29 protein-coding genes and 1 pseudogene are annotated in these 24,207 nt (G+C 67.0%); 11 read left to right on the forward strand and 19 right to left on the reverse strand.

Annotated elements, in window-relative coordinates:
• Nucleotides 1-108: 108 nt before the first annotated feature.
• Nucleotides 109-798 (forward strand): VIT1/CCC1 transporter family protein, encoded by a 690-nt coding sequence (locus tag IFE19_RS09460; protein WP_207827525.1) that lies wholly within the window; start codon nucleotides 109-111, stop codon nucleotides 796-798.
• Between the two features lie 57 nt (nucleotides 799-855).
• On the opposite strand, the gene IFE19_RS09465 is transcribed toward IFE19_RS09460, so the two are convergent.
• Nucleotides 856-1,425: a cytochrome b gene (locus IFE19_RS09465; protein WP_207821737.1), complete on the reverse strand. Its 570-nt coding sequence runs from the start codon at nucleotides 1,423-1,425 to the stop codon at nucleotides 856-858.
• A 197-nt stretch (nucleotides 1,426-1,622) separates the two neighbouring features.
• Between IFE19_RS09465 and chrA the strand changes: the two genes are divergently transcribed.
• Nucleotides 1,623-2,831, forward strand: coding sequence for a chromate efflux transporter (gene chrA, locus IFE19_RS09470; protein WP_225910220.1), 1,209 nt, complete (start codon nucleotides 1,623-1,625; stop codon nucleotides 2,829-2,831).
• 249 nt (nucleotides 2,832-3,080) lie between these two features.
• Here chrA and IFE19_RS09475 read toward each other — a convergent pair whose 3' ends face one another.
• Nucleotides 3,081-3,476, reverse strand: a complete 396-nt coding sequence (locus IFE19_RS09475) for a DUF302 domain-containing protein (protein ID WP_207821739.1) — start codon at nucleotides 3,474-3,476, stop codon at nucleotides 3,081-3,083.
• 120 nt (nucleotides 3,477-3,596) lie between these two features.
• On the opposite strand from IFE19_RS09475, the gene IFE19_RS17610 reads away from it, so the two are divergent.
• Nucleotides 3,597-3,968 carry a hypothetical protein gene (locus IFE19_RS17610; protein WP_225910221.1) on the forward strand — a complete coding sequence of 124 codons (372 nt, stop codon included), beginning with the start codon at nucleotides 3,597-3,599 and terminating at the stop codon, nucleotides 3,966-3,968.
• Between the two features lie 557 nt (nucleotides 3,969-4,525).
• On the opposite strand, the gene IFE19_RS09485 is transcribed toward IFE19_RS17610, so the two are convergent.
• Both IFE19_RS09485 and IFE19_RS09490 read right to left on the reverse strand, forming a co-directional pair.
• The gene (locus IFE19_RS09485; RefSeq protein ID WP_207821741.1) at nucleotides 4,526-4,693 is read right to left on the reverse strand and encodes a hypothetical protein; all 168 of its coding nucleotides are present in this window, start codon (nucleotides 4,691-4,693) and stop codon (nucleotides 4,526-4,528) included.
• A gap of 178 nt (nucleotides 4,694-4,871) precedes the next feature.
• Nucleotides 4,872-5,084 carry a hypothetical protein gene (locus IFE19_RS09490; protein ID WP_207821742.1) on the reverse strand — a complete coding sequence of 71 codons (213 nt, stop codon included), beginning with the start codon at nucleotides 5,082-5,084 and terminating at the stop codon, nucleotides 4,872-4,874.
• Nucleotides 5,085-5,251: 167 nt separating this feature from the next.
• On the opposite strand from IFE19_RS09490, the gene IFE19_RS09495 reads away from it, so the two are divergent.
• Entirely contained in the window at nucleotides 5,252-6,454 is a 1,203-nt protein-coding gene (locus IFE19_RS09495) for a DUF6880 family protein (protein WP_225910222.1), read from the forward strand.
• Between the two features lie 4 nt (nucleotides 6,455-6,458).
• Here IFE19_RS09495 and IFE19_RS09500 read toward each other — a convergent pair whose 3' ends face one another.
• From IFE19_RS09500 to IFE19_RS09520, 5 genes are all read right to left on the reverse strand, one after another.
• Nucleotides 6,459-7,037: an alpha-ketoglutarate-dependent dioxygenase AlkB gene (locus IFE19_RS09500; protein ID WP_207821744.1), complete on the reverse strand. Its 579-nt coding sequence runs from the start codon at nucleotides 7,035-7,037 to the stop codon at nucleotides 6,459-6,461.
• Nucleotides 7,034-8,074 (reverse strand): DNA polymerase IV, encoded by a 1,041-nt coding sequence (gene dinB / locus IFE19_RS09505; RefSeq protein ID WP_263972834.1) that lies wholly within the window; start codon nucleotides 8,072-8,074, stop codon nucleotides 7,034-7,036. The genes IFE19_RS09500 and dinB overlap by 4 nt, the downstream gene beginning before the upstream one ends.
• The gene (locus IFE19_RS09510) at nucleotides 7,962-8,900 is read right to left on the reverse strand and encodes an aminotransferase class I/II-fold pyridoxal phosphate-dependent enzyme (protein WP_225910223.1); all 939 of its coding nucleotides are present in this window, start codon (nucleotides 8,898-8,900) and stop codon (nucleotides 7,962-7,964) included. Before IFE19_RS09510 ends, dinB begins: the two co-directional genes overlap by 113 nt.
• Before the next feature lie 179 nt (nucleotides 8,901-9,079).
• Entirely contained in the window at nucleotides 9,080-9,784 is a 705-nt protein-coding gene (locus IFE19_RS09515) for a glutathione S-transferase (RefSeq protein WP_207821748.1), read from the reverse strand.
• 127 nt (nucleotides 9,785-9,911) lie between these two features.
• A complete protein-coding gene (locus IFE19_RS09520; RefSeq protein ID WP_207821750.1) occupies nucleotides 9,912-10,811 on the reverse strand; it encodes an endonuclease/exonuclease/phosphatase family protein in 900 nt (299 codons plus the stop codon).
• A gap of 190 nt (nucleotides 10,812-11,001) precedes the next feature.
• Here IFE19_RS09520 and IFE19_RS09525 point away from each other — a divergent pair, with 190 nt between their 5' ends.
• Nucleotides 11,002-11,226, forward strand: a complete 225-nt coding sequence (locus tag IFE19_RS09525) for a hypothetical protein (RefSeq protein WP_225910224.1) — start codon at nucleotides 11,002-11,004, stop codon at nucleotides 11,224-11,226.
• A 75-nt stretch (nucleotides 11,227-11,301) separates the two neighbouring features.
• On the opposite strand, the gene IFE19_RS09530 is transcribed toward IFE19_RS09525, so the two are convergent.
• The 4 genes from IFE19_RS09530 to IFE19_RS09545 form a co-directional block, all read right to left on the reverse strand.
• Nucleotides 11,302-11,580, reverse strand: a complete 279-nt coding sequence (locus IFE19_RS09530) for a DUF7662 domain-containing protein (protein ID WP_207821755.1) — start codon at nucleotides 11,578-11,580, stop codon at nucleotides 11,302-11,304.
• 235 nt (nucleotides 11,581-11,815) lie between these two features.
• The gene (locus IFE19_RS09535; RefSeq protein ID WP_207827533.1) at nucleotides 11,816-12,259 is read right to left on the reverse strand and encodes a DNA glycosylase AlkZ-like family protein; all 444 of its coding nucleotides are present in this window, start codon (nucleotides 12,257-12,259) and stop codon (nucleotides 11,816-11,818) included.
• The gene (locus tag IFE19_RS09540; RefSeq protein ID WP_207821757.1) at nucleotides 12,256-12,453 is read right to left on the reverse strand and encodes a hypothetical protein; all 198 of its coding nucleotides are present in this window, start codon (nucleotides 12,451-12,453) and stop codon (nucleotides 12,256-12,258) included. Before IFE19_RS09540 ends, IFE19_RS09535 begins: the two co-directional genes overlap by 4 nt.
• The gene (locus tag IFE19_RS09545; RefSeq protein ID WP_207821760.1) at nucleotides 12,450-12,809 is read right to left on the reverse strand and encodes a sigma factor; all 360 of its coding nucleotides are present in this window, start codon (nucleotides 12,807-12,809) and stop codon (nucleotides 12,450-12,452) included. Before IFE19_RS09545 ends, IFE19_RS09540 begins: the two co-directional genes overlap by 4 nt.
• 409 nt (nucleotides 12,810-13,218) lie before the next feature.
• Between IFE19_RS09545 and xth the strand changes: the two genes are divergently transcribed.
• Nucleotides 13,219-13,992, forward strand: coding sequence for an exodeoxyribonuclease III (gene xth / locus IFE19_RS09550; protein WP_207821762.1), 774 nt, complete (start codon nucleotides 13,219-13,221; stop codon nucleotides 13,990-13,992).
• Nucleotides 13,993-14,432: 440 nt separating this feature from the next.
• A complete protein-coding gene (locus IFE19_RS09555) occupies nucleotides 14,433-14,732 on the forward strand; it encodes a hypothetical protein (RefSeq protein WP_207821764.1) in 300 nt (99 codons plus the stop codon).
• A gap of 40 nt (nucleotides 14,733-14,772) precedes the next feature.
• Here the strand turns inward: IFE19_RS09555 and IFE19_RS09560 are convergent, their stop codons facing one another.
• The 6 genes from IFE19_RS09560 to IFE19_RS09585 form a co-directional block, all read right to left on the reverse strand.
• Nucleotides 14,773-15,348, reverse strand: coding sequence for an isochorismatase family cysteine hydrolase (locus IFE19_RS09560; protein ID WP_207821766.1), 576 nt, complete (start codon nucleotides 15,346-15,348; stop codon nucleotides 14,773-14,775).
• A 243-nt stretch (nucleotides 15,349-15,591) separates the two neighbouring features.
• Nucleotides 15,592-15,816 carry a hypothetical protein gene (locus tag IFE19_RS09565; protein ID WP_207821768.1) on the reverse strand — a complete coding sequence of 75 codons (225 nt, stop codon included), beginning with the start codon at nucleotides 15,814-15,816 and terminating at the stop codon, nucleotides 15,592-15,594.
• Between the two features lie 519 nt (nucleotides 15,817-16,335).
• Nucleotides 16,336-16,812 carry a hypothetical protein gene (locus tag IFE19_RS09570; protein WP_207821770.1) on the reverse strand — a complete coding sequence of 159 codons (477 nt, stop codon included), beginning with the start codon at nucleotides 16,810-16,812 and terminating at the stop codon, nucleotides 16,336-16,338.
• A 268-nt stretch (nucleotides 16,813-17,080) separates the two neighbouring features.
• Nucleotides 17,081-17,287, reverse strand: a complete 207-nt coding sequence (locus IFE19_RS17615; protein ID WP_225910225.1) for a hypothetical protein — start codon at nucleotides 17,285-17,287, stop codon at nucleotides 17,081-17,083.
• A gap of 125 nt (nucleotides 17,288-17,412) precedes the next feature.
• Nucleotides 17,413-18,273 (reverse strand): non-homologous end joining protein Ku, encoded by an 861-nt coding sequence (ku, locus tag IFE19_RS09580; RefSeq protein WP_207821774.1) that lies wholly within the window; start codon nucleotides 18,271-18,273, stop codon nucleotides 17,413-17,415.
• 92 nt (nucleotides 18,274-18,365) lie between these two features.
• Nucleotides 18,366-18,602 carry a DUF5961 family protein gene (locus tag IFE19_RS09585; protein ID WP_207821776.1) on the reverse strand — a complete coding sequence of 79 codons (237 nt, stop codon included), beginning with the start codon at nucleotides 18,600-18,602 and terminating at the stop codon, nucleotides 18,366-18,368.
• 145 nt (nucleotides 18,603-18,747) lie between these two features.
• Between IFE19_RS09585 and IFE19_RS09590 the strand changes: the two genes are divergently transcribed.
• From IFE19_RS09590 to IFE19_RS09600, 4 genes and pseudogenes are all read left to right on the forward strand, one after another.
• Nucleotides 18,748-19,506: an ImuA family protein gene (locus IFE19_RS09590; protein WP_207821778.1), complete on the forward strand. Its 759-nt coding sequence runs from the start codon at nucleotides 18,748-18,750 to the stop codon at nucleotides 19,504-19,506.
• Nucleotides 19,421-20,368, forward strand: a pseudogene (locus IFE19_RS09595) (Y-family DNA polymerase); the annotation flags it as partial. The gene IFE19_RS09590 and the pseudogene IFE19_RS09595, both read left to right, overlap by 86 nt.
• A gap of 328 nt (nucleotides 20,369-20,696) precedes the next feature.
• The gene (locus tag IFE19_RS18105) at nucleotides 20,697-20,948 is read left to right on the forward strand and encodes a DUF6504 family protein (RefSeq protein WP_404822113.1); all 252 of its coding nucleotides are present in this window, start codon (nucleotides 20,697-20,699) and stop codon (nucleotides 20,946-20,948) included.
• Nucleotides 20,945-24,202 carry an error-prone DNA polymerase gene (locus IFE19_RS09600; protein ID WP_207821780.1) on the forward strand — a complete coding sequence of 1,086 codons (3,258 nt, stop codon included), beginning with the start codon at nucleotides 20,945-20,947 and terminating at the stop codon, nucleotides 24,200-24,202. Before IFE19_RS18105 ends, IFE19_RS09600 begins: the two co-directional genes overlap by 4 nt.
• Nucleotides 24,203-24,207 lie beyond the last annotated feature (5 nt).

Consider the following 24,207-nt stretch of genomic DNA (forward strand, 5'->3'; position numbering starts at 1 on the left):
CGCCTCCGCAACACTACGTAGTCGCTCTCCAAGGCTGCGCGGCTCCACCACGAACTTGCCTCGGCGCCGCTTTAGGCGTCTCCTGCGAAGCCAACCGGAGTAGCGATGATGCCACACGCTGAATCCCACAGGGTCGAGCGCATCGGCTGGCTCAGGGCTGCGGTGCTGGGCGCCAATGACGGCCTGGTCTCTACCGCTAGCCTGATCGTGGGGGTCGCGGCCGCGGCGTCGAGCCACGGAGCGGTCCTGATCGCGGGGGTGGCGGGCCTCGTCGCCGGCGCCATGTCCATGGCCGCTGGCGAATATGTTTCCGTCAGCTCCCAGTCCGACACCGAAAAGGCCGATCTCGCGCGCGAAACTTCCGAACTGGCCGGGGATCACGAGGCCGAGGTGCGGGAATTGGCCGGGATCTACGCCGCTCGCGGCGTCACGCCCGATCTGGCGAAAGAAGTCGCGAAACAGATGATGGCGCACGACGCCCTCGGCGCCCATGCCCGCGATGAGCTCGGCATATCGGAGATCACGACCGCCCGCCCCATCCAGGCGGCGGTCACCTCTGCCCTGACCTTCTCGGCCGGAGCCGCCCTGCCCCTGGTCGTGGCGGCCTTCGCGCCGATGGCCGACCTGGCCCTGTGGGTCGCCGGTTCGGCCTTGCTCGGCTTGGCCCTGCTAGGGGCCTTGGGAGCAAGGGCCGGAGGCGCGCCCGTCGGCCGATCAGTTGCGCGGGTGGTCTTCTGGGGCGCGCTCGCCATGGCCATCACTGCGGGCGTCGGCCGCCTCTTCGGCGTCGCCGCCTGATCCAGGACGTCCGCGGCGGCCGGACGCCTCTAGGAGCGCCCAGCGCGCCGAAGCGCATCAGCGCCGCGGAAACGGCCACATCCGACCAGCCATCCGGCCCTTGTCCATGAACTGATGCTTCAATGCTGCAACGACGTGCAGGATGATCAAGGCGTAGGTCACCTTCACCAGCAGCTCATGGACCCCCTCCATGGGCTCGTGCAGGGTCCGGGGCAGTCCGGGAATCAGGGGCCATGACAGGCCATTGATCAGGCTCATCACATCGCTGGTCAGGGCCGCCCTTCCCGTCGAGACCGCCGTCCATCCCGTTAACGGCAGGCCGATCAGGATCACGTAGAAGCCGAAGTGGCTGAGACCCGCCGCGACCCGTTCCCAAGGGGGCGTTCGGGCCGGAAGGGGCGGCGGCGGGTTGGCGATGCGCCAGCCCAGTCGCGCCACACTGATTACAAGGATCGTGATCCCCACGGTCTTGTGCCAGTCGAACCAGAGATCGCGGGCCGCGCCCCGCTCCATGTCGCCAAAGGTCCAGCCGACATAGATCTCCGCGAAGAGGAGGCTCGCGATTAGCCAGTGCAGGCCCGCCGCGACGGCGTTGTAGCGGTCCTTCTCGGCGAAGCGGGTGATCATGGTCGTCTTGTCTGATTGCGTGACGTCTCACGGTGTCAGCTTTGAATGCGCTAGCGTCAAGCTTTCGCCCGTCTTTCGCTCCTGCGTAATCACGAGCATTCTACGAGCCGCACGACCTGGTCGAGGCGCTTGATCGATCGTGATACAAGCCATGGCGCTCCATAGTCGCAAGCGCTGAGCGAAGAGACGGAGGCTAGATGACGTCCGATCCCGTCGAACCTCGCCCCCCGCTCCTGAGCTACGCCGCCCTTTTTCTGCAGTTCCTGGGTTTCGGCGCTCTGGCCTTCGGCGGTCCGGTCGCCCAGATCGCCATGATCCGGCGCAAGCTGATCGACGAAGATCAGTGGATGTCGAGCGCGCGCTTCAACCGGCTCCTCGCCGTCCTCCAGGCGCTTCCTGGCCCTGAAGCCCACGAACTCTGCGTTCACCTGGGCATGCGGGCGAAAGGCCGGATCGGCGGCGTCCTCGCCGGGCTGGGCTTCATGCTGCCCGGCTTCGTGCTGATGCTGGTACTGGCCTGGCTCTATTTCTCGATCGGCGTGAAATCGAACTGGATGAGCAGCGCCTTCATCGGGGTTCAGATCGCTGTCCTGGCCGTGATCGTGCGGGCCGCCCACCGGATCGGCCTGCACGTCATGGTCGACCGCAGCCTATGGATCATCGGCGCCGTCAGTTGCGCGGCTTCGCTGCTGGGCGTGAGCTTCTGGCTGATTCTGCCGGCGGCCGGCCTGACCTACGCCCTGGCCCAAAGGAGCCGCCGTCTAGCCGCAGCGACGCTCTTCATGCTGATGCTCTCCATCGGTCTGGCGGCGCGCTACGGCTTCGGCGGCCCAAGCGCGCCCCCCGTCGCCGTCGCCGGGGTCGTGCCGATGACCGCATCTGTCGCCGCCCTCTTCTTCACCGGCCTGAAGGCTGGACTTCTCACCTTCGGCGGTGCCTACACCGCCATCCCGATCATGCGCGCCGACGCCACGCGAGGCGGCTGGATCGGCGACGGCCAGTTCCTGGACGGCGTCGCCCTGGCCCAGGTGATCCCGGCGCCCCTCATCATCTTCGGGACCTTCGTCGGCTATGCAGGCGGCGGATTTCCAGGCGCGCTGGCGCTGACGGCTGGGATCTTCCTCCCGGCCTTCGGCTTCTCCCTCATCTTCTATGATCGCCTGGAATTGATCCTCGAGAACAAGTCCCTTCACGCCCTGCTGGACGGCGTCGCCGCCGCCGTCGTCGGCCTGATCGTCGCCACCGTCCTTCAACTGGGGACCTCCATGCTCCGTACGGTTCCTTACTGGCCGCTGGCGCTGGCGATCTTCGGCTTCGCCCTGGCGGCTGCCTACCGCTGGCGAGCGCAACTGGCGATACCCGTCACCCTGGTTCTGGCCGGTCTGGCCGGCGTTCTCAGTTTTTGACGAAGTCGTGCGGAGAGTCGCCGCCACCTCTGTCGACAGAGGAACGCGATGGATTTGATCAGCTGGAAAGAGCCCGCAGCCTCGCCCGTTCCGTTTCGCGGTGAAGGGGGAACTGGTGCGTTTCACAGTCCTGACGCGCGTCCACGCCGGCAACTGAGCAATCACTACCCCAGGCGGAAGGCGTCAGCTCCACAACGATCCGTTCTGCCTGAACCGCCGCATCCGGCACGGTGTCTTTCTGACCCTTCCCTAGACCGCGACAGCATCGATCGCTCGACGCAGGCCGGCTCCGATCTCCTCCGCCTTGGCCTTCAATGCCGGATTGTCGATCGCCGACATGGAGGCGACCGGGTCCACGGCGGCGATCTCGCACCCAGAACCCGAGGGCGAAGCCTGGATAATCACGTTGCAGGGCAGCATGACGCCGACCTTGTCTTCGGTCTGAAGCGCTTGATAAGCGGCCCTGGGATTGCAGGCCCCCAGAATGAGATAGGGGCGGAAGTCGACATCCAGCTTCTGCTTGAAGGTCTCGGCGACGTCGATCTCGGTAATGACGCCGAAATGCTCTGCCTTGAGGGCCTCGCGCGTCCGGACGACGGCCTCATCGAACGACAGGCTCGTCGTCCTGCTGTGGTAGTAGGACATGAAAATCTCCTTCTCCTCAGGTCAACGGTCAAAAGAGCGTCGGCGTTGCGCGTCCGGTCTCTAATCCCGGCTAAGCCGGAACGACCCTGGCGACCCGCTTCGACCTGGAAGTCCCGAGATTTGAACAATGCTCGCTTCGCTGGAGCCCAGGCCGGCGCCCTGCTGGCGGAACTGAGGCTGAAGGTGATCTGGTCCCCAGCTCTGACGCAGCTGTTGAGAACCCGCCCCCGCGCCTCGACACCAGGGACGAACCGCCCTCTACCCCCGCCCATGAAACGACTGACGCCGATCGAGCACGCTAGGGCCAGGGGCAAGACCATCACCATGAGCATGCCGGACCGCGGCCCTGAGGTCCGCGCGAAGATTCTCGCCTGGCTGGTAGAGCGGCCCGGCGACCGATGGTTCTACGCCCAGGGCGACAACTACGCTTTCGAGACTGCCGCTGACGCGGCGGCGTTCAAGCAGTGGCTGATGAGCGCCCTTGCCGCCTGAAAAGAAGAACCCGCTCCGGCAAACCGGAACGGGTCAAGGAGGGGATAAACACGTCGACCCAAGAGGCTCGGGCCAGCAGGACAACCACGGGATTCCAAAACCTGTGATTGCACGGCCCATAAAGCGCACTACTTGACATTGCCGTCAACACTGAACCGGACGGCCTCACCCCTCCGCGCAAAGCGCTGCACCTATGACAAGAGCCGTCCGCCGCCGCGCAGGCGGGCGCTGACGTCGGCCCTACATTCGCGGACGGTCAGCCGGGCGCGTTGAAGGTCCGCCCTCCGCCAATAGCGAAGCAGTTCAGCCAGGCGGACCAAATACCGCGAACGTGCCAATGCAGGGCTGCCCGGAAACAGCGAAAGCCCGGCGTTGCCCCTGTCGGGGTGCGCGTCGGGCTTTCATTGGGGGCTGGGCTTCACCCATTTCTGAGCGATGATCCTAACCTCAATCGTCTGATTTTCACCTGGCGATCAGACTATCAACCCTGCCGCTCTCTCAAAGTTCCTCGCGCGCCGCGCTCTTTCACAAGCGCTTCCCGATTTCGGTCGGGCGGCTCAAGCCTTGCCGCGGAGCCAGCTCATGAAGAGGCTGAAGAGGATGCCGCCGGACGCCGAGGGTTGCAGCCGACGAGCATGGCGGCCCTTGCCGCGATAGACCTCGAAGCCGCCCCCGCCATAGCCGCGGCGCGACCACCCGTTCTCGATCTTGAGCCCTGATTCCATGGGCCCAGTGTGGACTCTCCAGAGCCCGAACGCCATCGACCCGTGTTCAGGATCGTCGAGGCGACGGTCCGACCCGCTCGGCGAGAGACGAGTCGAACCGTCTTTGGGAACGAGGTCGGTCGCTCCCACGACACTGGTTTACGGCAAAGCTTGGCGCTCGCCTACCATTGCGCGGCGTTCAGGGCCGGCGACGCACCTCCCAGTCGAGCGTCCATCGTCCTTCCCCAGCCCGCTTCAACTCGGACGCCACAGCCGGAACTTGGCGATCCAGCCCGTCCAGCAGAAGCGAGGCGCCGCTGACCGAAGCCACCGTGGCGTTGGTCTGCCAGAAAGGCCCCGACATGCCGCGCATGGAAAAACGGATATGAACGGTGTCGTTGACCTTGGGCATGTCGGCGCCTCCTCGTGAGCCGCTCTAATGCACGGCAGGGCCCACGGTGTCTCCTGCCGGGTAGGCCGGCGCGGGAGACGCCCATCGATGCGAGCGGAACCGACCTCTTCCCCTCCGTGCTATGAAGACGTCGCGGACGAAGCTTCGCCCCCGCATCAAAGGACGTCATGGCGCGACAATCACGGATCTCGACCCGGCTTTCCGCAGCCAGCCTCGTCCACCTCGGCGCACCTCGCCTGGCCGACCTGCTGATCGAGGCCGGGGCCGGCAACGCCAACCTCAAACGCCGGCTCAGGCTGGAACTCGCCGCGGAGGCCGGTCCTGAGGTTCTTGCGCTGGAGATCGACAAGCGGCTGACCGCCCTCGCCGCCGCCCGCACCCGCGTGTCCTGGCGCAAACGGGGCGAACTGATCGAGGATCTCGAGGCGCATCGCCGCATGATCGTCGAGCGCCTGGCCCCCGAGGCGCCTGCCGAGGCCCTGGCTGTGCTGGTGCGCTGGTTCGACCTCTATCCAGGCCTCGCCGCCCGCGTGAAGGACACCAAGGGCGAACTGGTCGTCGGATTCGAGACGGCCGCGCCCGACCTATTCGCCCTGGCCGAAACGGCGGGCGAAGGCGCCGCCCGCGAGCTAAGCGACGCCCTTCGTCGCCGGCCTCAGGACTACGGCCGGTGGATCGCCGCGGCCGGCGACGCCGTCAGCCCTGATCTCGCCCGCAGCTTCCTCGCCAGCCTCGACGCCGCCTCCAGAAAGACGCCGGCCGGACGCAACCTCGTCCGTCGCCTCGCCGACAAGGCGGAGGATCTGGACCTCTGGCTGTCTCTGGTCACCCCGGAACAGGCCGGTTCGCCGGATATCGCCGCCGACATCGCCCGCCGTCTTCTCGCCGCCGGTCGCGTCATCGAGGCTCGGGCGGCGCTTGAGACCGCGCTCAGCCCCTCCCCGTCGAACCGCCGCTGGACCTTCGGCCACAGCCCCAAGGAAGGCGCGCCGCGACTGACGCCCGCCTGGGAGGCCGCCTCGATCGACCTGCTCGACGCCGAAGGCCGCCGTGATGAGGCCCAGGCCCTGCGCTGGGAGCTGTTCGAGCGCGACCTGTCAGCCCCGGTCCTGCGCGACTACCTCGCTCGCCTGCCCGACTTCGACGACGTCGAGGCCCTCGACCGGGCCTTCGCCCATGCCGCCGTCCACCCCGACTTCGAAGCGGCCATGCGTTTTCTCATGGACTGGCCGGCGCATCGCGAGGCCGCCGGCCTTGTTCTGGCCAGGCCGCGCGAGGCCAGGGCCGCCAGATCCATGGGCGCCGACTGGGCGGCGCGGCTGGCCCAGCGTTACCCCGAGGCGGCCGAGATCCTGGGCTACCAGGCCTGACCGCTCAGGCCAGGGTCCTGAAGGTGATCGAATAGCGCAGGGCCGACATCGGCGAGATAGAGTGCTCCCATTCCCGGCGCGCCTCGCCCGACAGCCGATAGGCCGATCCTGGCGCCAGCGGCGCCGCTGACCGACGCCAGCCCGCCCCGTCCCTCTGTCGCAGGCGCATGACGCAGGGCGCCAGCAGGGAGACGCCGAGGATTTCGCCATAGACCGGCCGGTCGCGGTGCCAGCCGATCCCGGCGCCCGGGGCGTATTCATTGATGAGGGCCTGAACGAAGTCGCCCTTGTCCAGGCCGATCCGCTCCGTGAGGCGGGCCAGCATGAGTTGCAGGAAGTCCGGCCAGGGATCCGCGACCTCCAGCCTGCTCCGCTCCATTTCATAGCGCCGACCAAAGGCGACGATGCGCCTGAATCCCTGGTAGCCCATGTGCTCATAGGGCTTGAAGCTCAGGCTCTGAAGCTGCCACGCCAGTTCGGTCTGCTCGTCGGCGGACAGAACCCCGGGCCAGTAGTCGAAGCCGTCCGGTTTCATCGCTGGCGCAGGCTCGTAGCCGAACAGGTCGGCCTGGGCCGCCGTCATGAGAGGGCCAGTTCGCCCGCAGCAGGCTGGGCCGTCGCCTTCTCGAGATTGGAGATGGCGACCCCGACCAGGCGGATCCCCTTGGCCGGCGGATAGAGCGACCGCACCAGCAGGCGGCTGATCTCCCTGAGGCGGGCTTTCGATGCGACCGGCTCGGCGAAGGATCGGCTGCGCGTCGACTGCTGGAAGTCGGCCCACTTCACCTTCACCGTCACGGTCCGGCCCAGCGTGCCGGCCTTCTCGCACCAGGCCCAGACCTCGTCGGCCATTTCCTCGACGCCGGCCTCGATCGCCTCCGGCTCGACGAGGTCTTTGGCGAAGGTGGTCTCCGAGCCGCTGGACTTGCGTTCACGGTCCGGATTGACCGGCCGATGATCCTCGCCACGCGCAATGGCGTAGTACCAGGGTCCCGACTTGCCGAAATGATGCTGGAGAAAGGCGAGCGACTGGCGACGCAGATCCGCTCCCGTTTCGATACCCAGCCGCGTCATCTTCTCCGCCGTCACCGGGCCGACGCCGTGGAAGCGCTTGACCGGCAGGTCCTGCACAAAGGCCTCGCCCCGTCCCGGCGGCACGACGAACTGACCGTTCGGCTTGCGCTGGTCCGACGCCAGCTTGGCCAGGAACTTGTTGTAGGAAATCCCGGCCGAGGCCGTCAGCCCGGTCTCTTCCAGGATGCGGGCGCGGATCTCATCGGCGGTGGCGGTGGCTGTCGGCAGCCCCCTGAGGTTGGCGGTGACGTCGAGATAGGCCTCGTCGAGCGACAGCGGCTCGATCAGGTCCGTGTAGTCGGCGAACACGGCGTGGATTTGAGCCGAGACGGCCCGGTAGACCTCGAACCGGGGCGGCGCGAAGATCAGTCCCGGGCACTTGCGCAAGGCCGTGCTCGACGGCATGGCCGACCGCACCCCGAACCTGCGCGCCTCATAGCTGGCGGCGGCTACGACGCCGCGCGACGCGGCGTGACCCACCGCCACCGGTCGCCCACGCAGGGCCGGATCGTCCCTCTGCTCCACCGAAGCAAAGAAGGCGTCCATGTCCACATGGATGATCTTGCGAACCGCCGCTTCTCCCATGGGCGACGCCTAGCAGGACTGAAACAAAAGGAGAACCCGCTATCGCCCATCGGGCCGCCTGGAGGGTCATGGCCGGGGCCGCGACCTCAGGTCTTGTGGGCGCCGCCGCCTCGGCCCGATAGGAGGCAAGGCCCCTGCCCGGGCGCGACGCCAGCGAGATGTGCCGGCGGTCGTCATAGACCAGCCGCTCCCATACCTCGTCGCTGACGGCGATCAGATCATGCCGGCGACAGACGGAGGCCGCCGCCTCGACCTCTTCAGCATCAAAGGCGCGCCCCGCGGGATTGAGCGGATTATTGAAGACCAGCACCCGGGTGCGCGGCGTCACGACAGCCTCCAGCGCCTCGGCCGTCAGTCGCCATGCGGGCGGGGCCAGCGACACCGCCCGAACCACGCCGCCCGCACGCTCGATCAGCGGGCGATAGGCGTCATAGGCCGGCTCGATGATGATCACTTCGTCGCCAGGCGAAATGGCCGCCATCAAGGCCGCCGCGATCGCTTCGGTCGCCCCGGACGTCACCACCAGGTTTTCAGCCGTCAGAGCCAATCCGTCGAAGCGATTGTAGAAGGCCGCCGCCGCGGTCCTCAGCTCGGGCAGCCCTCGCGACGGCGGATACTGATTGCCCCGCTCCCTCAGAGCACGCGCCGCTGCATCGAGAAGATCGGCCGGCTCCGGGCCATCCGGGAAGCCCTGCCCCAGATTGACGGCGTCATGCTGACGCGCGAGCCCCGACATGCGCTCGAAGACGGTTGTCGGCAGATTGTCGAACAGGGGATTGAGACGCATGTCCGGAAGCTACCCCAAGACCGTCCAGACGAACACGAAAGACGCGGGCCGCTAGGCGGCCCGCAGTTTCAAGGGAGGAAACGCCTCTCGAAAGAGACGCCCCCACCTCTCACGCCGCACCACAGGCGAGAATGGAGAAATCCTGCGCAAAGGCTCAGCTTTCCTTCTGACCTCGCCGGCTACGACGATCCCAGAACCCTTCGAAGCGACTGTTCGATCTGGCCGCCGCAATAGAGATCGCCATAGTCGCGGCGGGCGCGAACAGCCAGATCGGCCAGCGCCGGGACGTCGGAGACGCGTCGGGCCAGGTTCGCGGTCATGGGCGCTGCATCGTCGAGGATCGCCCCGATAGCCGGAAAGCGTTCCGACATGGTCGACCAGAGGGTCGCGCTGACGATGTCGGCCACGCCCGGGGCAAGGCCGCCGAGCAGGAAGCCGGACTGAGGCGTGAGGCCGTGGCGTCGCCCCAGCTCCTCCCACAACCCCATCCATTTTCGCAGGCGCGGGACAAAGGCCGCCCATCGGGCCTCGGTCCACATCTGACGCCCTCCATCCAGGGTGAGGTCGTCGATCACGTCATTGGCGTCGTTGACCACCTTGATCGACAAGGCCCGCCTGCCGGGATCCTCCGGCAATAGCCCGAGCCTGTCTCCAAGATAGAGGAGGATCGCCGGCATCTGGGACAGAGCCACGCCGGCGGCGTGGTCGACCAGGACCGGAGGCCCCATGAAGGGAACCGGCATGTCTTCCAGCGCGCCTTCCATCAAGGCGCTCGTCGCCTCGTCGCCGGCCTCGATCCAGGGCGCGCCGCCATAGGCCAGAAGGGCGCGGACGAACTGCCCGCGGAACGGTGCGGCCCAGTAGTAGAGGGTGTAGTTCGGCATCCTGACCTCGCTGACGGCGCGAAGCAGACAACGAACGGCGGCCAGGTCCGTTCTGAACCCGGCCCCTTCCCTTTTAATTCGTCCCGACGGCGACCCGACCGCAGCACGCCAGGACCTGGAGTCGCTCTCAGCCCTGAATGCGCACCGCTATGGGGCAGTGATCGGAAGGATGCTCGGCTTCGGGCTGGTCATAGACATATTCCTCGAACGAGCCCGGCTTGACACGCGCTGCGGCCTTCACGCCGACCGCGATGAAGTCGATGAACTCCCGGTAGCGCGTCTTGCAGGTCGCCGATCGGTCTCGGCCTGCCAGGCTGAGCGCCCCTTCAGCCGGGTCGTTGTCATTGAGCCCATCGAAGAAGGCGTCGCCCGCGCTCGCCATCCGCCGGTTCCAGTCGCCCAGGACCACGAAGGCCTCACCCGCCCGGGCCCGCTCATCGACCCAGGTCTCCAGCACCGGGAGCTGGTCGAACAGCACAGGGCAGTCGGGATCGGTCGAGGAGCGTCCCGAATTGCATCCGGACTTCAGGTGGACGGCCAAGAGCCGCAGGGGCCGTCCCTCGGCGACAGTGATATCGACGCCCCACCGCAGATTGGGATTGCCGAGCGCCAGAGCCGAGAGGTCGGCGTTGCGGGACCAAACGACGCCCTTGCGGATGGCGAAACCGACGGCCTGGTTCTGGATGTAGCGGCCAGGGAGCCCGCGGCATTCCGGACCGCGTTCGCTCGCCGGGCGGGTCGACATGACGACATCATATTTCGCCGGATCGAAAACGCGTTCCGCCGCCGCCCGGTTCTCGACCTCCTGTAGGGCGATCACATCGGCCCCGAACGCATCGGCATGACGGCGCAGGAGGGCGTAGTCGGCCTCCACGCGCGGCCTGCATCCCTGGCCGTCCATCTCGGCCAGATGTTCGAGGTTCCAGCTGGCGACCTTGAGCAGAGCGCTGCCCGAGGGAGCGGGAAGGACACTGGCGCAGCCGGACAGAAGCGCAGCGACGGCGAGGGAAGCGAAAAAGGGTTTCATGCGGCTCTGGTAACGCCTTGTCATGAGCAGGCAAGCGCGGACGAGCGCTGGAGGGCGCCAGACAGGCTGAGGCCGCAAGATGAAGCGGATGCGGGACCGATTGTCGCCGTTCGGAACCCCTCGCCCCGGCGATCGTTAGTGGCGCCTGATCGAGGAAAGTTGCGTGATTTCATATTTTTGCATCGTTAACATGCCTGGCGTGCCCGCCAGGGAAATCCGGGTTCTCGAGGCCAGCGACGACACCTCGGCGATCAATGCGCTGGAAACCGTCATGGCGGAGTGGATCGGCTTTTCCACCATCTGCCTCTACCATGGAGAGCGCCTTATCAGGGTCCGCAGCAATCCGGACCTGGGCTTTCCCATTGAGCCCCTCATTCCTGCCGATACGCAGGAAGAGCGCAAGGCTGCGGCCTGAATTCGCCGGACCGATCAAGCTCCGCGCCCTGTCCTCCCGCCTCAGCCGTCATCCCCCCTGAAATCGGGGGTCGGGTCAGTCCGCCGATACGGCCGGAGACGGCTTCGGGATCGCCGAACGGACAAAGCGAACGCGTTCGGCGCGCAACTCCGGTTGGGCGACATATCCTGCCGCCGCAAAGGCGCGCTGCTGCGGCGGAGCCGTAGGGCCGTCCTCGACGCGCCACCACTTCAGGTCGGCCGACGCCTTGGGAAGCAGGCCGCCGACCATCCGCTCGATGTCGCGAAAACTCAGCTCGACCTCGGCCGCCTTCTGCCGACGCAGATATCGCTCCAGAGGTTCGTACTTCGCCATTCTGACCCGATCCTGTCTCTCGCGGCGACACGCCAACCCGCTGAAAGCGGCCGTCCTTAAGGGACGACGCCTCTGGAGAGAAGGCCGCATCTGGTGGGCGGAAGGTGCACAAGTCTGTAAGCGACCCGGCCGCCTCAGTCGCAATGGGGGGCAGTGGACGGAAGAGGCCGGGCCGCGCCTCACGCCGAAGCGGAGGAACGACCGGAACTCTAGGGTTCTGACAAGGTTCCGCCGCCTAGGCCTCCATCGGCCCTGAGCCAGGTCGTGGCGCTCCTCTGGAGCCCGGTTCAGACATCACGCCGGCCTCCAGGCCCAGCCACGCCGCCATGCGGGCAAGCTCCGCCTCAAGAGCGTCGCGCGTATGGGACGGCGCCTCCTCCTCCAGATGGACGGAACGCACGATCAATCGCCCCTGCTGGCGATCCGCCTTCAGATCCACGCGGGCGACGAGCCCATTGTCCAGAAGGAAGGGCAGAACATAATAGCCGTGCATCCGCTTCTCCGCCGGCACGTAGATTTCGATCCGGTAGCGGAAGCCGAACAGGCGCTCAGCGCGGTCCCGATGCCAGATCAGCGGATCGAAAGGGGCAAGAAGGGCCGAGGCCTCGATCTTGCGGGGCGTCCGCGCATCGCGATGCGCCCAGGCGCGACGACTGCCCGGCGTCGAGACCGGGATCAGAACCCCCGCGCTTCATCCGCAAAGGCGTCTCTCCAGGCCAGGATCGACCAGGGCGGATAGAGGGCCAGATCCGGCCCGACCCGCCAGGCAGAACCCAGACCTGGCGACCATTCATAGGTCCAGGCGAAGCTCTGTGTTCCTGCCCAAAGACCGACGAGGGTCCCCGCAACAAGACCGGCAAGGCGCGTCTTCACGACGGATCGCCATGGCGGTCCGGCGGGTCTCCCGCCGTAGCTTCGAGTACAAGGAGGGCTGCAGCCTCCATCCGGCGATGGTGGTAGCGACTCAGCGCGGCCTCGAGCGCCTGGATGTCCGCCTGCCCCAGCGCCAGATTGCTCGCGACCCGCAGCAGGAAGGCCTTCGGATGACGGATGCCAGCCAGACCCTGATAGGAAGCAAGCCGCAGCCAGGCCTCCTGCAGGATGTCCTCGGCGTCATGCGCCCCATAGCGACGGACCAGCCGCGCCCGGAACCACGCCGCATAGCGCCCATGCAGGCCGTCCAGCGTCATCGGCGCATCTGGTTGCAGCTTATCCAATCCATCCGACACGGGCTCGCCTCCAGCTATGAGGCGAGCCCGGCCGAAGCACCGGGTGTTGAGAACATGCTCAAACACATGCGCCACCGCCTTTAGCCCTCAAGGGAGCCTGGACATGCGCGATGGCCACCCGCCGCCACGGAGCGCGAAGTGGGATTTTCAGGATCTGCTCAAGCGAGGTTCTCACGCCTCGGCGTCAAATCAGACGCACCATGAGGCTGGATCACGCGGATTTAGTTGGCAAGCCGCATATTGCCGGCCTGCGAAGCTTTCATCCCTCAATCGGATGTTGAACAGTAGACCCGCGTCCCGACCGAGCTCTGATCCGCCAGAGGATTCCTGCAGGAGGCTGCTATCATCCGGCTCCCCGTAAGAATGCGACCTGGCCTGCCACGCCGCGCTGTGAAGCCGGCGCGATGACATGAAGATCGCGACCTATAACGTGAACGGCGTGAACGGGCGCCTTCCCGTCCTGCTGCAGTGGCTCGAGACTGCCCGACCCGACGTCGTCTGCCTCCAGGAGCTCAAGGCCCAACAGACGAACTTCCCCGCAGCAGCAATTCGAGACGCCGGCTACGACGCCATCTGGCTGGGGCAGAAGAGCTGGAACGGCGTAGCCATTCTGGCTCGCGGAGCCACAATCCACGAAACCCGCCGAGGTTTGCCGGGGGATCCCGACCTCTCGCAGAGCCGCTACATCGAGGCGGCGGTGAACGGGGTGCTCGTGGGCTGCCTCTACCTTCCGAACGGGAACCCCGCCCCGGGCCCCAGATTCGACTACAAGCTGCGCTGGTTCGAGGCTTTCACGGCTCACGCCGCGACCCTGATGTCGAGCAAGGCTCCCGTGGTCCTTGCCGGCGACTACAATGTCATGCCGACCGACCTGGACGTCTACAAACCTGAGCGCTGGAGGGATGACGCCCTGTTTCGTCCGGAGGTCCGCAGCGCCTTTGCGGATCTGCTGGACCAGGGATGGACCGACGCCCTGCGCTCCCTCCACCCGGACCAGAGGATCTACACATTCTGGGACTATTTCCGGAATGGCTTTTCGCGGGATGCAGGACTGAGGATCGATCACCTCCTCCTGAGCCCGCCCCTCCGAAAAAGGCTGCGGGCGGCCGAGGTGGACCGCCATGTCAGAGCCTGGCCAAAGACCAGCGATCACGCTCCGGTCTGGATTGAGCTGGACGACTAGCCGCTCCATGAAAAAAGGCCCTCCGTCCTGTGCCGGAGGGCCGCCTTCATGAAGCACATCACACCTTCAAGGGATCGACTCCGCAGATTTCCCGCTGTTTCGCAGCGGGCGCAGCTCCGCAGCCGACCTCAGCGAACCGTCCGGACCGGGTGGCTGGAGGATGAGGCGGCCCGGCGAGGACGCTCATCAGCGCGCATGACGGGAGCGCGCCCGATGAACAGGGCCGCAAGACGTCGCAGCAGAACGAAAGGTCGGAACATCGGCGCGCCTCCTCTGGCTGGGCTGACCCTGGGCCGATGACGCCATGGGACAAACAACATGGATTAGCGAAGATCCCGAAAGGCCGTGTCGGGTATCGGACCCATGGAGACCTGGCGCGGGCCCGCTGCTTGATTCCTGGATCGGGTCGTTGTGACGCGGTCAAAGACCAGGAGCACACCATGGCGGGTCATGAGGACGCCAATCCCACGGCGCCGGACACTGCAGGCTCGACGCGCGAGGATATTGATCAAAGGGCTGCAGCCCTCTCCAAAGCCGGCTCGAGCCGCAGGGAGCGACTGGCCGGCTCGGCGGTCGGGGTCGGAGGCGGCGGGCCGGACAGCGCCGGAGTCTACGTCAGCGCTGAACGAGAAGGCATGGCCGTTGAGGAATTGCTGAATTACGGACAGGAGGAGGTCTTCTCCGCGCCGAGGTCGAGCGCGAACATCCTGTCTGAGAAGAAGAAAGAACCGGACCGATGAAGGGCCAGTAGATTCTGGTTCGATGGCCTCTGGATAGCCCTCAACGCCACAGTTCCTTCAGCTCTGGCGAGAGGCGCACATCGGCCGCGAGCCCATCCTTCAGGATGTCCAGCGCAGGTTTGAGCCGATCCGGTTTGGACGGCACCAGGCAGTCGCCCGGAGTCCAGAGCCGGTACTGACGCATATGGGCGTCTGCGGCGGTGAAGAGGACGCAAAGGTCGGCCGCCATGCCCACGAGAACCAGGCGGGTCACTCCGAGGCTCGGAAGAAGGACCTGGAGATTGGTGCCGTAGAATCCGGAATGTTGGGGCTTGATGACGAATATGTCGTCGTCCTTGGGAGCGAGCCGTTTGGTGATGGCGCCGCCGCGAACGCCCTTGCGGCTGGCATGGGCGGTGATCTGCCGACGATCATCGGACCAGCGCCCGAAGTTGTCGTTGACGTAGATGACCGGAGCGCCCGCCCTGCGAGCGGCGGCCTTCAGCCCAACAACAGCGTGGCTTGCGGCCTCGGCCTGGTCGAGCACGGCGGGGGCGCCTTCAAACTCAAGATCATTGATCATGTCGATGATCAGAAGGGCGATGCGGTCCCCGGCCGGGTGCGCTTCCTTCTCCATGCCCTCCTCCTCCCTCATCCTTCCGCCGCCGCTCTATGAGGGCCCTGGCGCCCGGTTTCGTTCCCCCATGGGCCGATCCTCCCACTGGCCGGATCTGGCGACGGCGGTCACGGCGCTGAGACGGAGGCGGGATCAGAAACAGGCGCTGGATCCCAGGCCGTCGCCAAAGAGGTCGGAACGGTCAACATGGTCAGATCCCGACCTCAGCCGCCGTCAATGCGTCGAGCGCCCACCGTCGGCCTGTTAAAGACGCGCGCGCTCCTCGCTCGTAACCGCGCCCCCCCTGCCCGCGGTGACGTTGAACCGGAGCTCTTCATCTTCGAACACCCTCGCTTCCCGGAAGGTCTGACTCGCTCCCAGTCGTCGCTTGACGAGGGCGACGGCGGACGGCGTGTTCTCGGCGGCCACGGTCTCGGTGCGCAGTACGCCCGTTCCCCTCCCGCTGTAGCGGACAATGAAACTGGTCATGGAGGTTCCCTTTCAGGCTTCACGCCGTCGCGGCCAGGGAAGCGGATGAGACCTGTTCGCCGGGGCATCCCTGCCCGTCGGCCAGCGGCGCATCTGCGACCGCCGCCCTGAACCGGCTCGTGGCGGGAAAGAGCCTGACCTGCGAGGTGACCGGCCGAAGCTACAGGCGCATCACGGCCATCTGCCGAAGATCGGACGGCGAAGAGATCAACTGCGCCATGGTGCGCAGCGGGACCACCGTGATCTGGGACAAGTTCAACAGACAGCGCCCGCTCTGCAGAGGCTGAATGAGGATTGAGCGGCGCCACGGGCGCGAGGCGAGACACTCCGACCCAGTGGTCAGAGCATGACACGGGCGCCGACGCCCGAACCAGACACCTGACCCCTGACCGCCGAAGTCTCGCCCGCCCCGACGGCGGGCGGCCTTGAGAACTTCAGGCCAGAACCCTGATGGCGCCGACCCGTACACGATCAATGAGCGGAGGCACGGTTATTGGCGAGCCCCCGCAGCTTGCCGGGTCAGTTTTGCGGCTGGGGGGTGGTGCTGGTCACGACGGCGGGATCGTTCGCTGGCGGCGTGGACGGAGCAGGACGCTCGACCACCACCGGCGCCGCCGCCCGGGCTTCGGCCACGCGAGCCTCTGCTGCAGCGCGGAGAGCTTCCGAACGGGCCGTGGCGCTTTGCGCCTGCGCGATCGCTACGCTGTCGCGGCTGCTGTTGATTTGGTTCTGGGCGATGGCGGTCTCAGCGCTCTGGCGGGCGCTTTCGGCGGCGGCCTCCGCCTGGGCGGTGCGAAGGTCCGCTTCGGTCATCCCTCCGTCGGGACGCGTCAGGACATAGATCAGACCGAATACAACGGCGGCGAGAAGAATGCCCACAACCCACCACAGGGCCACGTTGCTCTCGCGTTCAACGATGATCCGTTCTTCGACGCGACGGCCGGAAGGGCCGGTCGGCGGGATGGCGTTGGGATCAGATCTCTTGAGCTCGTCCATGGTCTTTCTCCTCGTTGCCCGGCTCAAACCACGCGGCCGAAGCAATGGTTCCGCTTACCGATGCGAGGGTCCCGCCCTGTCGAAACAGCCTGGCAAAGGCCGTTGACGGCCGCTGCTTCCTCCGGGCGGCGGGATGATCCACCAGGAGACCAGGCGCACGCCCTGCGGCCCTCCGAGGCCTTGAGGCCATGTCGACGAAGCCGGGTCCAGGGTCGCGCAAAAGGGCAGGACCCGACGGCATGGGCCAGTCCGCCTGAAGCTGCGTCCCTCATCCGTCCTTCAGTCCGGCGAACCAGGCCGCGTAGGCGGTGTTGCGCGCCAGGCGGCGATTGACGTCAGGCGCGCCGTCGCTCCACCAGGGCGGCCCCCTTTCGCCCAGTGAAACCTTGGCCCCATCCACCTCGCTTCGAGCGAGCGCCAGGGCCTGTTCATCCCCGGCCCGCAGAGCGTCCCTGACCGCCCTGCGGGCGCGCATCAGGTCCCCTACGAGGCCCCGGCGCGCCTCGGCGGCGAGAGACGGGTTCGAGCATCGCCAAAGGCGCCCCCGGACGACGAAATACCGCCCGTCCGGCGTGACTGGATGGGAGCGCCCCTGGTCCCTCAACTGGCGCGTCGGCGAGGCGAAGCTCGAGACGTCTTGGCCGGTGCGGCCGACTTGGGCGTCCGGCCGCGTCCCTTGGTCCTCGGAGCCGCCCCCTGGAGGCTGGCGCGAAGGGCGGCCATGAGGTCCACGACATTGGTGTCTTCCGGCTCGGCCGAGCGCACCGGCTTGTGGCCTTTCTGCTTGGCCGCGATCAGGGCCTTGAGCGCCTCTTCGTAGCGGTCGACGAACAGGTCCGGATCAAAGGGCCCGGCCTGCTGCTCGATGATGCGCCGGGCGATATCGATCATGGCGGGATCGGGTTGTTTGTCCGATATGGCGCCAAAGACGTCCCGGGTGTCCCGCACCTCGCCTCGGGTGCGCAGGGAATAGGCCAGAATCCCCTGGTCACGGGGCTCCAGCGCCAGAAGGCGCTCGCGTGTCGACAGGACCACCCGGCCCAGGGCGATCTTGCCCTCCGACCGCATGGCCTCACGGATCACGCCGAAGGCTTCCTCGGCGATCGCCCCGGCGGGGGCGAGATAATAGGGATTGTCCCAGTAAAGCCGATCAATCTCGTCGGCGGGGACGAACCGTTCGATATCGATCGTCTTGGTACTCTCGAGCTTGACCGACTTGATCTCCTCATCGGTGAGCAGAATGTATTCGTCCTTGGCGACGGCGTAGCCCTTGACCAGGGAAGACCGCTCGACGGGCCCGGTGTCGGGATCCGTCGTCACCATGCGGATGCGGTTATTGGTCTCCGGATTGATGAGGTTGAAATGAACCTCGCCGCCGGAATTGGTGGCCGTATAGAGGGCGACCGGGCAGGTCACGAGAGACAGACGCAGGTGTCCCTGCCAGGTGGGGCGAAAGGCCATGATCCGAACTCCTGGCGGACCTCACGCCCGCCACCGCGGATTCAACACCGTCCCCCGGGATTTGCTCCGTCAGGCTGGCGGACCCGCCCGCATCAGCCGCAGGGTTCGGCCTGACCGTCGCCAAGGTCGATGACGAAGCAATGTTCCCGTCCGCCGTCCAGCTCGGCCACGAAAACCCGGATCTCATCGTCGGCGTCCACGGGCGGCGCGTAGATTTCCGTGTATCCGACGGCGGCGGCCTCGAAGCTCGGCGCCTCGATGACATGTCCGTGGGCCCGTCCCACGCCCTCGGCATAGGCGAAATAGCGATGCTGTTCAGCTTCGATCATGGGCTCTCCTCCTCAAATGAATGCGGCAGGCGGCAAAAGGATTCCATGATTCGACGGGGAATAAGCCCTTCTCCTGATTGACTCCGTCTCGAAATGAGAACCAGAACACAACAGGAACATTATAGACCTCGGAAAGGAGGCCGTCATGCATGTCCGGCCTGTCGCCGAGCTGGCAGCCTTGCGCGCCCGCATTGAAAACCTGGAGACGTCCGGTCGCCCCCGCGCCGGCGTCCTGCCCTTCGGCGTCCCTGTCGTCGACGCCGCTCTGCCCCAGGGCGGGCTCGCCCTCGGCGCCCTGCACGAGGTGGCCGGCGGCGGCGACGGGGCGGTGGACGGCGCGATCGCCGCCCTCTTCGCGGCCGGCATAGCCGCCCGCCTGCCCGGCCAGGTGCTCTGGTGCCTGACCCGCCCGGATCTCTTCGCCCCCGCCCTGCAGCAGGTCGGGCTCGGGCCGGAGCGCGTCCTCTATCTTGAGGCCGGCGACGAGAAGAGCCTGATGGCCTGTTTTGAGGAGGGCCTGCGCTACGGCGGTCTGGGCGCCGTTGTGGCGGAGACCGCCCGTCTCTCCATGACCGCCTCACGCCGCCTCCAGCTCGCCGCCGAAGGCTCGGGGGTCACCGCCATCGCGATACGGCGCTGGCGGCGCGCGAGCGAGGCCGCCGACTTCGGTCAACCGACGGCGGCGGTCACCCGGTGGCGGGTGACCGCCCAGCCCTCCTCGCCCCTCCCCGCGCCCGGCGTCGGCCGCCCGCGTTGGTTCGTCGAACTGCTTCGCTGTCGCTCCGGCGACTGCGCCGATTTCTCTCTGGAAGCCTGTGATGAAAAGGGTCGTCTCGCTCTACCTGCCGAACTGGCCGATCGATCGGCTGCGCCGGCGGCTAGGGTCCGCCGCGCCGCCGCCTGAGACGCCGACCGTCCTCGTCGGACGGGATCGCCGCCGACGCATCCTCACCGCCTGCAATCCTGCAGCCCGCGCCCTAGGGTTGCGCCCCGGCATGGCCGCGGTCCAGGCCCATGCTCTCGTCCCTGGCCTCGAGCCCTTTGACGGCGCTCCCGTCGAAGACGCCGCCGCGCTTGAGCGGCTCGCCCTCTGGGCGCTGCGCCGCTACGCCCCGGTCTGCGCGGCGGATGCGCCCGACGGCCTCGCCATCGACGTCACGGGCGCCGCCCATCTCCGCGGCGGAGAGGAGGGTCTCCTGGCCGACCTGGAAGCGCGTCTGGCGGAGGCCGGCGTCCGCGCCCGGGCCGTCGTCGCCCCCACCTATGGCGCCGCCCATGCCGCAGCGCGCCATGGCGGACCCGCTATCATCACCGAGGGCGAGATCGGCCCGTGCCTGGCCGACCTGCCCCTCGCCGCCCTGAGGCTTTCGCCGGACCTCATCCAGTCCCTGGGCCGCATGGGTTTCGAGACCATCCTGGATCTGGAACGGCAGCCCCGCGCGCCCCTGACGCTCCGCTTCGGCCCCGAGGCCGGCAAGCGCCTGGACCAGGCCTTTGGCCGGGCCTTCGAACCCATCATTCCCGTCATCGAGGCGGAGCAGATCCGGGTGGAGCAGGTCTTCGCCGAACCCATAGGCGCAGCCGAAACCCTGGCGCGCTACGTCGGCCTTCTGACAGACGCGCTTTGCACCCAGCTGGAAGGACAGGGCCTGGGCGCACGACGCCTCGACTGGCTCTGTCATCGTGTCGATCATCGCATCGAGGCCGTCCGGGTCGGCACGGCCCGGCCTGTGCGGGACCGTCGTCGACTGACCCGACTGTTGCAGGACAAGATCGAGACCGTCTCGCCCGGATTCGGCATAGAGCGGATGACGCTGACGGCCTCCATCGCCGAACCGCTGGACTGGCGGCCGAGCCCCTCCAGCCTGACGGACGAGGCGGCGCCCGACATCTCCGGCCTGGTTGATCTGCTCGCCAATCGCATCGGCGCCCGCAGCCTTTACCGCATGGCGCCCGCGCAAAGCGACGTCCCGGAACGATCCGTCCGCAAGACCTCCCCGCTCGCCGCTTCCGCCCCGCCCCCTCCCGGGCGCCTGGGTTCCGGACTGGCCGCGGCCCGTGCGTCTCTTTCCCTCGCCCGAGCCGGTCCAGACCATGGCGCTCCTGCCGGACAATCCCCCGACCCATTTTACCTGGCGGGGCGTGCGGCGACGCATTCGGCGGGCAGACGGTCCGGAGCGGATCTACGGCGAGTGGGGCCGGCGCGACGCGGAGATGTGGGCCGTCCGGGATTATTTCCAGGTCGAGGACGAGGCCGGTGAACGCTTCTGGCTGTTCCGGGCCGGGGATGGCCTGGACGCCCGGACCGGTTCCCAGGCCTGGTTCATCCACGGGCGGTTCGGATGAGGTACGCCGAGCTCCAATGCGCCTCCCACTTCTCTTTTCTGAGGGGCGCCAGCGCCTGCGAGGAGCTGTTCGCCGAGGCGGCCGCATGCGGTCTCGAAGCTCTGGCGGTCACTGATCGCAACAGCCTGGCCGGAATCGTCCGCGCTCATGAAGCGGCCAAGGCCACGGGGGTGCGCCTGATCGTCGGCTGCAGTCTCGAGCTGACGGACGGCGCCGTGGTCCTCGTCTATCCGACCGATCGGCCCGCCTATTCGCGCCTGACGCGCCTGCTGTCCCTGGGAAAGCGAAGAGGCGGCAAGGGCCGTTGTCTGCTGGACTGGGAGGACCTCGCCGGCCATGCCGAAGGCCTGGTGGCCGTGCTGGTCCCTGACCGCCCGGACGCCGCCGCCCGCCGTCGGCTTCAGCAGTTGAAGGCGGTCTTCGGCCCCAACGCCCATGTCGCCCTCACCCTGCGCCGACGCCCGCGCGACCAGATGCGTCTTCATGAGCTGGCATGCATGGCGGCTGACGCCGGCGTCGCGACCGTGGTCGTCAACGACGTCCTCTACCACCATCCCGACCGCCGCATTCTGCAGGACGTCCTCACCTGCATCCGCGAAGGCTGCACCATCGACAGCGTCGGCTTCCGGCGCGAGCGATCGGCCGACCGGCATCTGAAGCAGGCCGTCGAGATGCACCGCCTGTTCAGGGCCTGGCCGGAGGCTTTGGCGCGAACCCTTGAGATCGCCGACCGGTGCCGCTTTTCGCTCGACGAGTTGGCCTACCAGTACCCCGAAGAGGCCAGCCTCCCCGGGATGACGCCCCAGCAGGCCCTTGAGCACCTCACCTGGGAAGGCGCGAAGACCCGTTATCCGGAAGGCCTGCCCGACAAGGTCCGAAAGAGCCTGGAGCATGAACTTCGTCTGATCGAGACGATGGCCTACGCCCCCTATTTCCTGACGGTCCACGCCATCGTTCGCTTCGCCCGCAGCCAGGACATTCTTTGCCAGGGCCGGGGCTCGGCCGCCAATTCAGCGGTCTGCTATGTGCTGGGCGTCACCTCGATCGACCCGGAACGCAATGACCTCCTGTTCGAGCGCTTCATCAGCCAGGAGCGTAAGGAGCCTCCGGACATTGATGTCGATTTCGAGCATGAGCGCCGCGAGATCGTCATCCAGTGGATATTCGAGACCTATGGACGTCGCCACGCGGCCCTGTGCTCTACGGTCATCCGCTACCGGTCCCGCGGCGCCCTGCGCGACGTGGGCAAGGCCCTGGGACTGTCGGAAGACATCATCAAGGGCCTGTCCTCCCAGATCTGGAGCTATTCCAGCGAGGGCGTCGAGGCCCGGCACGTCGAGGGGCTCAACCTCAACCTCGGCGATCGCCGCCTGAGGCTGGCGCTTGACCTGGCGCGCCAGCTTATCGGTTTCCCGCGCCACCTGAGCCAGCACCCCGGCGGTTTCGTCCTCACCCACGACCGCCTGGACGACCTGGTCCCCATCGAGCCGGCGGCGATGAAGGATCGCCAGATCATCGAATGGGACAAGGACGACATCGACGCCCTGAAGTTCATGAAGGTCGATGTCCTGGCCCTCGGCATGCTGAGCTGCATGAAACGCGGCTTCGACCTGCTGGCGGAACACAAGGGCGTGGCCCTCGACCTGGCGACCATTCCGGCGGAGGATCCCATGACCTACGCCATGATCCGCAAGGCCGACACCCTGGGCGTCTTCCAGATCGAGAGCCGCGCCCAGATGGCCATGCTGCCGCGGATCAAGCCGCGCACCTTCTATGATCTGGTCATCCAGGTGGCCATCGTCCGGCCCGGCCCCATCCAGGGCGACATGGTTCACCCCTATCTGCGTCGCCGCGAAGGCCGCGAGCCGGTCGACTATCCCCGCCCTGAACTGGAGAAGGTGCTGGGCAAGACCCTCGGCGTCCCCCTCTTCCAGGAGCAGGCCATGCGGGTCGCGATTGAATGCGCGGGCTTCACCGCCTCTGAAGCCGACCAGCTGCGCCGGGCCATGGCCACCTTCAAGTTCACGGGCGGGGTCAGCCACTTCAAGGACAAGCTGGTCGGGGGCATGGTCGAGCGCGGCTATACCGCGGAGTTCGCGGAAAAGACCTTCAGCCAGCTCGAGGGTTTCGGCTCCTACGGCTTTCCCGAAAGCCACGCCGCCTCCTTCGCCCTGATCGCCTATGCCTCGTCCTGGCTCAAACGCCATCATCCGGACGTCTTCTGCGCCGCCCTCCTGAACGCCCAGCCCATGGGCTTCTACGCCCCGGCCCAGATCGTCCGGGACGCCCGGGAACACGGCGTCGAGATCCGCCCCGCCTGCGTCAACGCCAGCCGTTGGGACTGCACCCTCGAAAGGGCCCGTGACGGGGACTTCGCCGTGCGCCTGGGCCTGAGGATGGTGCGAGGCCTCGCCAATGCAGACGCGGCCCGCATCATGGCGGCGAGGTCGGACGGTCCCTTCACCTCCGTGGACGATCTCTGGCGCCGCGCGGCCGCGCCCGCCGCCAGCCTGGTCCGCCTGGCCGAGGCCGACGCCTTCAGCCCGTCGTTGCGGCTCGAAAGGCGCGAGGCCCTCTGGGCCATCAAGGCCCTTAGGGAGGCCCCCTTGCCCCTTTTCGCGGCCGCCGACGCCCGTGACGGATCGGTCCAGGCCGAGGTCCCGGAAGCCCTGCCCGACCTGAGACCGATGACGCCCGGCCGGGAGGTGGTGGAAGACTATGGCCATCTGGGCCTGACGCTGCGTGATCATCCCCTGAGCTTCATTCGGGGCGATCTTCTGCGCAGACACGTGATGACCTGCGCCGACGGCACGGCCATGCGCGATCGCCGCCTTACACGGATCGCGGGCCTGGTCCTGGTGCGGCAGAAGCCCGGCAGCGCCAAGGGGGTGATGTTCATCACCATCGAGGACGAGACCGGGGTCGCCAATCTCGTCATCTGGCCCAGCCTCTACGAGGCCCAGCGCCGTGTCGTCCTCTCCTCAAGCCTGCTGGTCGTCGACGGCAAGGTCCAGCGCGAGGGCGAGGTCGTCCACATCGTCGCGACGAAGCTCCATGACGGCTCAGGCCTGCTGGCCTCCATAGGCGAGAGGGATCAGACCTTCCGTCTTCCTCACGGCCGCGGCGACGAAGCCCACATGGGCAGCGGCCTCGATTCCCGCTCCGCGCCCCCGCGGGGGGTTCAGGTCCGCGACATCTATATTCCAGACCTCTCTCCGGAGACGATCAAAGTCCGATCCCGGGATTTCTGCTGATCGAA

The sequence above is a fragment of the Brevundimonas pondensis genome, from assembly GCF_017487345.1.
Taxonomy (GTDB): domain Bacteria; phylum Pseudomonadota; class Alphaproteobacteria; order Caulobacterales; family Caulobacteraceae; genus Brevundimonas; species Brevundimonas pondensis.